This is a genomic window from Marinobacter sp. L-80 (assembly GCF_056859395.1).
Genome location: NZ_JBSXOI010000017.1, coordinates 1 through 9,686 on the forward strand (window position 1 = coordinate 1; position 9,686 = coordinate 9,686).

Here is a 9,686-nt window from a genome sequence, read left to right on the forward strand (position 1 = left end):
AGTGTGCCTGTTTTCCGCCAAAATGGCGGGAAACGGGCAAAAAAACACATAAATAGCGGGAGAATAGCGTCTGAATTTTCGATTTTTTGCAGGCTAAAACCAGCATCGGCAAAAATCAGCGGTTATTCAGACCTTCCTTAGGCTTCTGAGCCTCAAAATCACGATCCAGGTGATTGGGCGCGACGTGAGCAGGTTCCCCGCCGTAGTAGCCTTTGTGGCGTTTATAGCCGCGCTGAGCGCGGATACCTTCGGTCTTCATCAATCGATATACCCGATTTTTACTGCACCTCTCGCCGAGGTCCTTGAGATCCAGGGTGATGTTCCGATAGCCATACACGCCACCACTTTCGAGCCAGGCTTGTTTGATCAGTCCCACCAAGCGGCGGTTGGCCTTGGTGCGAGGGCTTTCTGGTGCATTTAGCCAGGCATAGAAGCCACTGAAGTGAACGCCTAGAACTCGGCACATGACACGGACTCGAAATTCACTCTGGTGAGCCCTGATGAAGCGATACTTTACTTGGACTCCTTGGCAAAGAACGCTGCGGTGAGTTCAACCGGTCAATGCAAATATGCTTTGCAGCTTTTCAGAAGGTGTCAGGTAGTCGAGTGTTTTCCTCGGTCGTTCATTCAGCTTCCTTGCGAATTCATTTAACTGCTTCTGGGAATAGCCCGATAAATCAGTCTTCTTCGGGAAGTACTGGCGCAACAGCCGATTGGTGTTCTCGTTGCTGCCTCTTTGCCAGGGGCTCTTCGGGTCACAGAAATAAACCTGCATGTCGGTCGCAAGCGTAAATTTCCTGTGGTTACCCAGCTCACCCCCTCGATCCCAGGTCAGGGTTCTCTTCAACTCCTCGGGGAGCTGACCTACTTCCCGACAAAGCGCCGAAACAACGCTTTCCGTATCTTTGCCGCCGACATGAACGAGCATCGTAAATCTAGACTGTCGCTCTACAAGCGTCGCAATATGTGAGTTCTTGGATCCGGATATCAGGTCTCCCTCCCAATGGCCAGGAACAGCCCTGTCTTCAACCTCTTTTGGCCGAGCACGGATAGAAACCAAATCTGTGATGCTGGTGCGGGATTCTGCCTCTTCAGAGCTTCTGTGCCGTGATCGACGCATGCCGCGTCTTGATCGGAGGTGTTTGACAAGTTCCTTCTTCAAAACACCTCGGGCTTGAATAAAGAGACTTCGGTAAATTGTTTCATGGGACACATGCATCGACTTGTCGTCCGGGAACTGGCGTTTTAACCAGCCTGCTACTTGCTCTGGAGACCAGTCAAGGCTCAGCTTTTCGGCAACCGCTGCACGGAGAGGCTCATTCAATGCGAGAAGGCATTTTTTCGGACGTTTTGATTGGATCCAGGCACGCCGATCTGCCACGTTCGCCCTGTAACAACTTCTTCCACCGTTACGACTGACCTCTCGACTGATGGTTGAGACAGATCGTCCCATCGAGTCGGCAATCTGAGTCAATGTCAGTCCAGCTGAGATGCCTATTGAAATCTCTTCGCGCTCATAGCTACTAAGCACCCTCGCTGACCTGGAGCGTCCCAGAGGGGCAATGCCGCCATGTATGGCGAGCATTCCAGTAATCGATCCAGCATGCTTTCCAAGGGCTCTGCCAATCTCGCTAAGCGACTGCCCTTTCTTCCATCGAGCCCATAGCTCCTGCTTCTGCTGGTAGGTCAGCCCTCTGGTCTTTGATACTTGCTGCGGCATTCTGAAAGCCCCGATAGTTACCAGTGTGCATTATGTTGCACTGATCGGTTGAATCTACCACGGCCTTTTTTAGTATGTCGCGCTCCTCGCTGACCCGGCGCAATTCCGCTCTGAGCTTGCGCAGCTCTTCCTGCTGCTCGCTGATTTGTTGGTGTTGGCTTCCAGCATCGCCGTATAGCTTGATCCATTTGTGCAGGCTGGCCGAGGTAATCCCCAGTCTCCGGCACACATCAGTCACTTTGTAGCCACGCTCCGTGACTTGCTTGACCGCCTCGATTTTGAATTCTTCGGAGTATCGCTTTCCGCTCATTACCAACACCTGTAGATTTGCGTTTAGTGTAACGCTATCAGGCGTCTACTGTATCGGGGGCTTGCCATAAAAAGCGCACAAACAGGTCTGGTTTGTACATACGTACAACCTGACCATTATTCAACCACCCAATACACCAAACGTTTATTCTAATGTGCAACCGTCGTTTTGTTGTGGTAAAGAGATGTAGGAAGACTAATGTGTAAGGACGTTCGTCATGCGCTTCAATAGTTCCCGTGCCACGCTTGCCTGTGCTTTCACATCAATTCTCCTGATGCCCTCTGTTGCGCAGGGGAGCAACGACGATTTTATCGGTCAGTGGCGGGCCGCCATCCTCGGCAAGAGCGGCACCGACAGGTATAACTTGCAGATCGACATCAGCGAAAGTAATGGCGAGCTCACCGGCACTACCCGGTATCTTGATCTTGGTTGCGGTGGCACTCTCACAGCCGTGCAGAACAGCAGTGAGCAGGTGACCTTTAGGGAAACCCTGACCCGGGGCAAAAGCAAGTGTGTGCAGGGTGCCAGTATCCGGCTGGTCCGCATACAGGATGGGCTGACTTATGAGTGGCTCTATCCCAATGGTGAAACCGGTTTACAGGCTACGTTGGTGCCCGGCCACGGTGGCGCCGGAGCGGCAGAGTCTTATTTGACAGCCCCTGCAGCCAGCGGAAATTCTGCGGCTTCGGGGGCGTCAGCCAATGCCACTATCAGTGATGCGAAGCTGGCTTTCACCGCTATAGACGATATGGCCGCTCATCCGGAGGATCAGCAAAACCCACCAGGGCTGGCAGGCGCCACAGACGAGGAAGTTTCCAGCCTGCCGTTGGAGGAAGCCGCCGAACTGATTCAGTTTGCCCTGCCTCATGCCGAGGTGAACCTGCAGGAACCCCGTTACCTGTTTGCCCTAGGGCGACTTGCATTGTTACAGGGGGATGAGACATTTGCTGAAGAGCTGTTAACCAAAGCCGCCAACGCCGGTTCCGCGGCCGCCGAAGCTTACCTGGCGCACATTACCAATGACCTGCAGCAGGCAACTACACGCCTGCGTAACGCCATCAATGGTGGCTTTACACCGGCCCGGGCCTGGCTGACAGAGGTGCAAAATGCCGCGCAAGCCAATGTAATGGCTCGATCTGTTCCTCAACAGCAGCAGTATCAGCAAACGCTGGTACAATTCGATCCCTCTGTTTACAACCGTCCGGATCTAATCAAGGCCTTTTATGACGGCGATGTCTCCGGCCTTGGTACCGATTATCTGGCAAACCTGACTTACGTGTCCGCCATGCATAACTTTTTCAACGAAACGACCAGCCTGCTGTTTCTTGTAAACGATAAAAACATCATTACCGAAATTGACCCCAGCCTGTCCCAGCAGATTGCCCGCAAAATCACAACAACAGATAAAGGCATGAATGAAGCTATTGGTGCCGGAATGGAATCTCTTTTGGGCCCGTTCATCGCGATTGCACAAACCCGCCAGCAGGGCGGCAACCTGAACGAAGAAATGCAGGCCATGAACCAGGCAATTATGGACAGCCCCCACGTGCGTCTGGAACTGATCCGGGAAAAAGCCCTGCAGGATGCCAAGCGCCTGGCGCTTACCTATGATCAGGATCCACAGGTTTTCCGCCGGGTCTACAGCGGCATGAAAAAGTTCGTCCGTGAGAGCTGATATGCGCCTGGTGCTCTACACGCTGGTTGCTAGTCTACTGTGTTTTTATACGCCCACTGGCGTGGATTTTATTTTTCAGGATGACTCGGCCCATGCCGCGGTAAAAAAGCCACCGCCACCTCCGCCCAAGCCCAAGCTCAAGCTCAAAATCAAACGGACCGAACCCAAGGCTAAGAGCAACCTCAGGCCGACCGCCAAGCGTAACCCTCTGAAAAACAAAGCCATTAACAACAGGAACCTGAATCCGAATTTCAAGCTTCCTAAAGGAAAGAAAGTTAATCTGAAGCCTAGTTCCCTAAGGTCTTTCAAAACCACGAAAGATGTCAGGAACAGATTACTGAACAAGTACGGCACCAAACCCAAAGCGAAGATCCCACGAAAAGCCTACAACGTATTAAATCAGATCAAAACGCGCACTGGAGCGCCACCCAACGGCTATAAAGGTCAGGGAAAATTCAAAAACGACGGCAGAGGCGGAGGACAAATACTACCAAGAGCAGGACCCAACGGAAAAAAAATTACTTACAAAGAATATGATGTGAATAAGTTCGTAAAAGGACGCAACAGAGGTCCTGAGCGAATTGTTGTTGGCAGTAACGGGCGCGCTTACTACACTAACAACCATTACAAAACCTTCACGGAAATGAAATGATAGCTCCATCTTTGCTACAAAAGCCCTCTCCTCCCTGGATTATCCGCTCAGATCAATCCCTGCCAAATCTGCTGGATCAAATCAGGCATAATGTCAGCAATGCATACATTGTGGTGCTGGATGGCAGCAATATGATCAACTACAAAGGGCTGTATCGTGAATTTGCCGAAAAACTCGAATTCCCTGATTACTTCGGCCATAACCTGAACGCCTGGATTGAATGCCTTACCGATCTGGACTGGCTCGACAAACACAACTATGTATTGATTATTACCAACAGCGGTCAGCTACTCTCTGAAAAACCGGATGAAAAAGAAGCCCTTATGGATGATCTGATGGAAGTATGTGAAGAGTGGAGCAAACCGGTAAACCTTGATGAAAGCTGGGACCGGGATGCCGTACCCTTTCATGTTATTCTGCTTGCGTGACCCTAGGATGAACAGTCTATTAAAGTCTGCCCACCCTGTGTGATTCCGAAAAAACATCACTCAGAGTCCGGCGCATAAATCGCCTTGAACTGATTCAGCAATCTGAACTGGAAAATATCCAGCCGGTGGTTTGACTGGATGTGTCAGGCGTTTTTGAAGCTTGAAAGGGCGTTACTGGTTTTCCGTAGCGTACTTGGCACGCACCAGCAGAATCCGGTCGATGGCGTTTTCCAGAGTAACGACTTCGTTTTCCAGCTTTTCGATTTCAATCTGGTAACGCATCAGCTCTTCTCTGGCTTCGCGATCACTATTGAACGTTGCCAGGCGGGCGTTTAAATCCGCTTCTTTCTGTTTCAGATCTTTGGCCTTGTTAATGGCCGCTGTCAGCTCCGCTTTCTTGGTTTCAATCTGTCGATTGTATTCAGCCAGCTTTTTCTGGGCGGCCCGGGTTTTGACTTGCTGCTGACTTGCCTCGGCATCCAGCCGGTTCAGTTCCCGTTGTTTCCTCCACAAACGCTGGTCCAGCTGATGGGCTTTTTGCCGCAGGTTCTCCAGTTCCTGCTGGCGCTTTTCCAGGTGTTGATTCAACCGCGAATCGTCCGACACCTGCATGCCAATAATATCGCCCCATGATACTTTGGTGGGGTCGGTCTCGTTGGTGGCGCAGCCTGCCAGGCCGGCCAGCAGGCTGACCATGGCGGCCTGCTTCAGTTTGGTTTTAAATCGCATTTGGTTCTCTCGTTAGCTCGAAGTAATCGCCATCAGGGTTTCTTTCTGGGCCATCAGCTGGGGCTGAATACCGTTAAGCGTATTTAACGATCCCACCAGTTCATCGCGATGTTGCAGCAGGTTTTTATGGATGTTGACCAAGTCAGGATCGTTGGGCATTGTTTTCAGGTGGCCTTCCACTTCGGTGATTTGCTGTTCTAACAAACGCATCTGCACCTGAGTTTCGGTGCTTAGTTCTTCGTTAACCGCCAAGTTTTTATTCAGGTCATCCAGCATGATTTTGGCACGCCTGATATTCGCTTGTTGCTGGGTGTTCTGACGGGTCATTTGTGCGATCTGCTGGGAACGATAGCTTATTTGTTTTCGAATACTGGCGGTTTGCCGTTCGATGTGTTTGATTTTCTGATCGGTTTCGGCAATGTCTGATTCAATGCGATTGTGCTTTTCTGCGTACTGGCTGCGCCATTTACCCACCTGGTAACCGGCTGCTCCGCCCAATACGCCACCCACCGCAGCACCAATGGCGCCTTTTTCAAGGCGGTCACGATCATCATCACCGGACATGGCGCCCACCGCGCCACCGATCACGGCGCCCCACGTGGCACCTTTTTTAGTGTCCGCGTCATCGAATGCGTTAGAAGAACATCCGGACAGAGCTACTACCACGGCAAAGATAATGCCTGTTTTAAATGTGTGGACTGTTTTCATGTTGCATCCCTTTCTTCCAGTGTTTGCGTTGGCCTAGCCTTGCTTGCGTCGTATCTATTAACCTACAAACGATCATCAATCATATTTTTAAAGTATTCTTTCGGCGCCATGATGGGAGGCACCGAATTAATGGTTTCCATACCCATGATGAGCATGTCTGCGGCCGTTTGCTTTTGCTCGCTCTGCAGAGTTGTGATGGTGTTCGTTAGCTCCCGTTCCACTTGCCTGCCGTCGTTCATGTTATGTGTGTACAGGGATTCCAAGGTATCGGCCATGCGATCCCGCAGGGCCACCAGCTCTTTCTTTTTGTGATTCAAAATCAATTCAATGGCATTGATGGAAACACTGCTCCCGGTTTTTTGGGCTTCAATCAGGCTGATAGTGTTCATTTCGATTTCTTGACTGGTGAGATGATACAGGGTCGACAGCTTGATATAGTTTTTGATATCCAGTTCCAGCTCCTCCGGATTTACAGGTGTTGCTTCCGGCGTTGATTCGCTTGTTACCTCGGCAACCACTTTTTTAATAACCGGGGTTTGCGATTGCATATAGGCGTAACCACCGCCGCTTAAGGCACCAATCAACAACACCACTATGGCCACTGCCGTCAGGGGGCTGAGTTTTTTATCCGGCTCTGGTTTTGTTTTTGACAACTCTGGCTCGGCCGGTTGCTCCTGAGTGTCCTGTTCTTTGCCCGGTGGCGGTTGTTGCTTTGTCTCCGGAGCGGGCCGGTTTGGATTGTTAATTATTGGCATAGTGTCAATGGGTCCTGATGCGTTAGTCTTCTTTTACTATCGCGGTTAGCAGGTAGGCCAGCATTTTACCGGGGTTCTGGGTAAAGTTTTTAGGCTGGTCTGCAGCCACGGCTACCTGCCTGAAAAAGTTGTAACTGGCCTGATCTTTTCCACTGGAACGGTTATTCACGGGCTTGCCGGAATACAGGCTGATAATGCTGCGCTTGTCGCGGTCGCCGACCCAGCGGCTGATTTGCTGCAGTAACTGGCGCTCTGCCTGACGCTCGTACTGTTCTACACGGGTCCAGTCGCCATTGGGGGATTCGTAGGGGCCTACATCCCCCAACAGCATAATGGTTTGCGAGCCTTCGAACTGGCTTGCGGATTGTTCTGACATATCCAGCGCGGTAAGGAAGGCACGATCCACCGGTGCCAGGCCGCCGCGCACGAGTTTGTCGATAAAGCTATTGATCATGGCCAGTGAGCGGCCACCGTCTTTGTGTTCGGGGAATATCTGCTGGGCGGGGAACACCTGCAGGCCGTTGGGTACTTTATCGGATATAGCATAGGCCACCACGCCAATACGGAATTCCGGCGCCACTTTGGGCAGCACTTTGGATATGGTGCGAATGGTTTCTTCCAGGTGGCCCAGAGCATCGCTCATGCTACCGGACACGTCCACCACCACGATCAGCTCCAATCCCTGGGACTGGATAGCGGATTCAATATCGGTGAGTGCTTTGGTAATTTCTTCCAATTGTTCGCGGGCTTTTTCCTTTTCGAATTCGGATTCCTGCAGAGCTTGCTGAACCTCGGCCAATTCGGCTTTGGCCTGTCCCAGCTCCTGCTTGATGGCGTCTACGTTTTCAGTGGGTTTAATCAAAGATAGGAAAATAACCATCAACAACACAAAGATCGCCATGGTCGCAAAGATCAAGTCACTGAATGATTCGTAAAAACTGGTAAATCGGGAGGGCGAATCAAGCTTCATGGGAGCGCTCCCGCTCCAGCAGCCGTTGATGTTCGCGATCCTTGGCCAGCTGGCGCATATAAGGCAGCACGTGCACCTCGGTCAGCTCTGCCAGGTGGGCTGTATAACGCATGATGGAGGCATCAATCACGCTGGTCAGTACTCGCAGTATCACACCACCAAAGATGGCACCTGCTAATGTGGTGTAAAAGGCCGTACCCAAGCCCGCCAGGGGGCCGGAGTCAGGATCGGCAATTTTATCAAGCAGGCCATCACCACCAGACGGAGTGGCAAGGGCGGCAGAAAGACCGTCCATCATCATGATCAAACCCAGTATGGTGCCGATCAAACCGAGGGTTATCAGGATGCTGGCAAAGAGTTCCACTACGCGGTTTTTGGCCATCAGGCGGGAGTGCAGCACTTCGATCAGATTGTCCTGATACACATCAGGTTGTGACAGGGAGATGGTGTACAGGTTATCGATATGAGAGCGGAATACGCTGATAGGGGCGCGGTCCAGAAAGGTGTCAAAATCGTCCACTTCTTCCAGAATGGCCACTTGTTGGGACGCCAGCTTGGTTTCTCTATCCAGAAAGCGGGCGTCGAAAAACCCCTTGATGATCAAACCAATACCCAATCCACCAATGGCAATGTACATGCCCCACTCGATGGCGGCCTTGCTGTTGGCAATCATGGCTATGCTGAGCACGCCGAATACGAGCACCATGGCAATGGCCCAGGCGATCCATTCTGTCAGGCCTGAGAGTTTTTCGAACTGAGAGGCAAAGCTTTCCGGATGATGGGCGGACATAAAAGCACGATCCCTTTCGCGAACAAACAAAAGTGCATTTAAGCCAGATCAGTGATGGTACCGCCGGCCTATTGCTGATTTCTTAAGCAATAATCTAAAGCGATTTATAGAATAGGGGGATGGCGCTTCTGCAAAAACCTCAGGGGATCAGCACGATCGCGCTAGGCCCCGTCGTTCAGCGCAATCAGCACGACGGCAATGATGCCCTTCACGTTCTGTATATCCCGCCATAACAATGACCTTCTGTGATTTTTGATTGAGGCCAGCGACAGCCACCATAGCGAAAAACTCGTTTGCATATTCTGCGCCATACCCGAAAAAATGCAGCGAAATCAGAAAGGGAATGTCCTAGTGTCGACCCAGATGTAAAGTATCTCGACACGGGAGAGAGGCCCAATCGCCCGAACCAACCTGGCAAGTAGCGCCCAGGTAGTGCATGCACGGTGACACAGTGAGCCTCGGCGAGATACCGCCCGATGGCAACCATCCCCTAGCAATTAAACAGACATAGTAAGAGGTCTGTGGACGGCGATTAAGCATGCATAGATTTTGGGGGATGGAGCCAGTCTCGTCGCGGCAAAAAGGTCCTTTTCCCAATGAAACCGTAATTTTATGGTTTCACGACCACTTCTTTCGCTCCAAAAGAGACAGCTTCTGTCTAATTCCCGGATGTTCGCTTTGCGACCATCCCGCACCCCGGTCGGCAACGAAACAAAAGGAAAGGTTAGCGTCGACCTTGCTACCTTAAATTATGAAAAAGCACTTATCTTCCGCAGCACCCCAATTCTTTGAATCCTGAGCAGACTAGCCCCGATTTCTCATAGGTCCCCGGCAAGTCTCGCAGACTGTGCAGGTTACCGCCATTACCGCTCATTTGCGGCCGCGATTGATTAATAACTGATCAATTTCTATTGTCCGGACACACGACCCCCTCTCCCCCATTGCGTCG

General features: G+C 51.5%; 9 protein-coding genes and 2 pseudogenes. 3 read left to right on the forward strand and 8 right to left on the reverse strand.

What is annotated here, in order from left to right:
- Window positions 1–133: 133 nt before the first annotated feature.
- The 3 genes and pseudogenes from AC13E3_RS00375 to AC13E3_RS00385 form a co-directional block, all read right to left on the reverse strand.
- Window positions 134–544 (reverse strand): annotated as a pseudogene (locus tag AC13E3_RS00375) (IS3 family transposase); the annotation flags it as partial.
- Window positions 545–550: 6 nt separating this feature from the next.
- On the reverse strand, window positions 551–1,720 hold the full coding sequence (locus AC13E3_RS00380) for an IS30 family transposase (protein ID WP_482901566.1): 1,170 nt from the start codon (window positions 1,718–1,720) through the stop codon (window positions 551–553).
- Between the two features lie 64 nt (window positions 1,721–1,784).
- Window positions 1,785–2,030 (reverse strand): annotated as a pseudogene (locus tag AC13E3_RS00385) (transposase); the annotation flags it as partial.
- A 217-nt stretch (window positions 2,031–2,247) separates the two neighbouring features.
- On the opposite strand from AC13E3_RS00385, the gene AC13E3_RS00390 reads away from it, so the two are divergent.
- From AC13E3_RS00390 to AC13E3_RS00400, 3 genes are read left to right on the forward strand one after another with little or no spacing between them, the layout of a single operon-like run.
- Window positions 2,248–3,705 (forward strand): hypothetical protein, encoded by a 1,458-nt coding sequence (locus tag AC13E3_RS00390; RefSeq protein ID WP_482901567.1) that lies wholly within the window; start codon window positions 2,248–2,250, stop codon window positions 3,703–3,705.
- A 1-nt stretch (window position 3,706) separates the two neighbouring features.
- On the forward strand, window positions 3,707–4,357 hold the full coding sequence (locus AC13E3_RS00395) for a ribonuclease domain-containing protein (RefSeq protein ID WP_482901568.1): 651 nt from the start codon (window positions 3,707–3,709) through the stop codon (window positions 4,355–4,357).
- The gene (locus AC13E3_RS00400; RefSeq protein ID WP_482901569.1) at window positions 4,354–4,785 is read left to right on the forward strand and encodes a barstar family protein; all 432 of its coding nucleotides are present in this window, start codon (window positions 4,354–4,356) and stop codon (window positions 4,783–4,785) included. The genes AC13E3_RS00395 and AC13E3_RS00400 overlap by 4 nt, the downstream gene beginning before the upstream one ends.
- Before the next feature lie 171 nt (window positions 4,786–4,956).
- Here AC13E3_RS00400 and AC13E3_RS00405 read toward each other — a convergent pair whose 3' ends face one another.
- From AC13E3_RS00405 to AC13E3_RS00425, 5 genes are all read right to left on the reverse strand, one after another.
- Complete coding sequence (locus AC13E3_RS00405; RefSeq protein WP_482901570.1) at window positions 4,957–5,514, reverse strand: hypothetical protein; 558 nt, start codon at window positions 5,512–5,514, stop codon at window positions 4,957–4,959.
- A 12-nt stretch (window positions 5,515–5,526) separates the two neighbouring features.
- Window positions 5,527–6,222 carry a hypothetical protein gene (locus AC13E3_RS00410; protein ID WP_482901571.1) on the reverse strand — a complete coding sequence of 232 codons (696 nt, stop codon included), beginning with the start codon at window positions 6,220–6,222 and terminating at the stop codon, window positions 5,527–5,529.
- 62 nt (window positions 6,223–6,284) lie between these two features.
- Window positions 6,285–6,977 (reverse strand): hypothetical protein, encoded by a 693-nt coding sequence (locus tag AC13E3_RS00415; protein WP_482901572.1) that lies wholly within the window; start codon window positions 6,975–6,977, stop codon window positions 6,285–6,287.
- A gap of 22 nt (window positions 6,978–6,999) precedes the next feature.
- The gene (locus tag AC13E3_RS00420) at window positions 7,000–7,947 is read right to left on the reverse strand and encodes a vWA domain-containing protein (RefSeq protein WP_482901573.1); all 948 of its coding nucleotides are present in this window, start codon (window positions 7,945–7,947) and stop codon (window positions 7,000–7,002) included.
- On the reverse strand, window positions 7,937–8,737 hold the full coding sequence (locus AC13E3_RS00425) for a MotA/TolQ/ExbB proton channel family protein (protein ID WP_482901574.1): 801 nt from the start codon (window positions 8,735–8,737) through the stop codon (window positions 7,937–7,939). Before AC13E3_RS00425 ends, AC13E3_RS00420 begins: the two co-directional genes overlap by 11 nt.
- Between the last annotated feature and the right edge of the window lie 949 nt (window positions 8,738–9,686).

Coding starts and splice junctions, on each gene's coding strand:
- AC13E3_RS00380 (WP_482901566.1), bottom strand. CDS start 1,720: ATGCCGCAGCAAGTATCAAAGACCAGAGGGCTGACCTACCAGCAGAAG.
- AC13E3_RS00390 (WP_482901567.1), top strand. CDS start 2,248: ATGCGCTTCAATAGTTCCCGTGCCACGCTTGCCTGTGCTTTCACATCA.
- AC13E3_RS00395 (WP_482901568.1), top strand. CDS start 3,707: ATGCGCCTGGTGCTCTACACGCTGGTTGCTAGTCTACTGTGTTTTTAT.
- AC13E3_RS00400 (WP_482901569.1), top strand. CDS start 4,354: ATGATAGCTCCATCTTTGCTACAAAAGCCCTCTCCTCCCTGGATTATC.
- AC13E3_RS00405 (WP_482901570.1), bottom strand. CDS start 5,514: ATGCGATTTAAAACCAAACTGAAGCAGGCCGCCATGGTCAGCCTGCTG.
- AC13E3_RS00410 (WP_482901571.1), bottom strand. CDS start 6,222: ATGAAAACAGTCCACACATTTAAAACAGGCATTATCTTTGCCGTGGTA.
- AC13E3_RS00415 (WP_482901572.1), bottom strand. CDS start 6,977: ATGCCAATAATTAACAATCCAAACCGGCCCGCTCCGGAGACAAAGCAA.
- AC13E3_RS00420 (WP_482901573.1), bottom strand. CDS start 7,947: ATGAAGCTTGATTCGCCCTCCCGATTTACCAGTTTTTACGAATCATTC.
- AC13E3_RS00425 (WP_482901574.1), bottom strand. CDS start 8,737: ATGTCCGCCCATCATCCGGAAAGCTTTGCCTCTCAGTTCGAAAAACTC.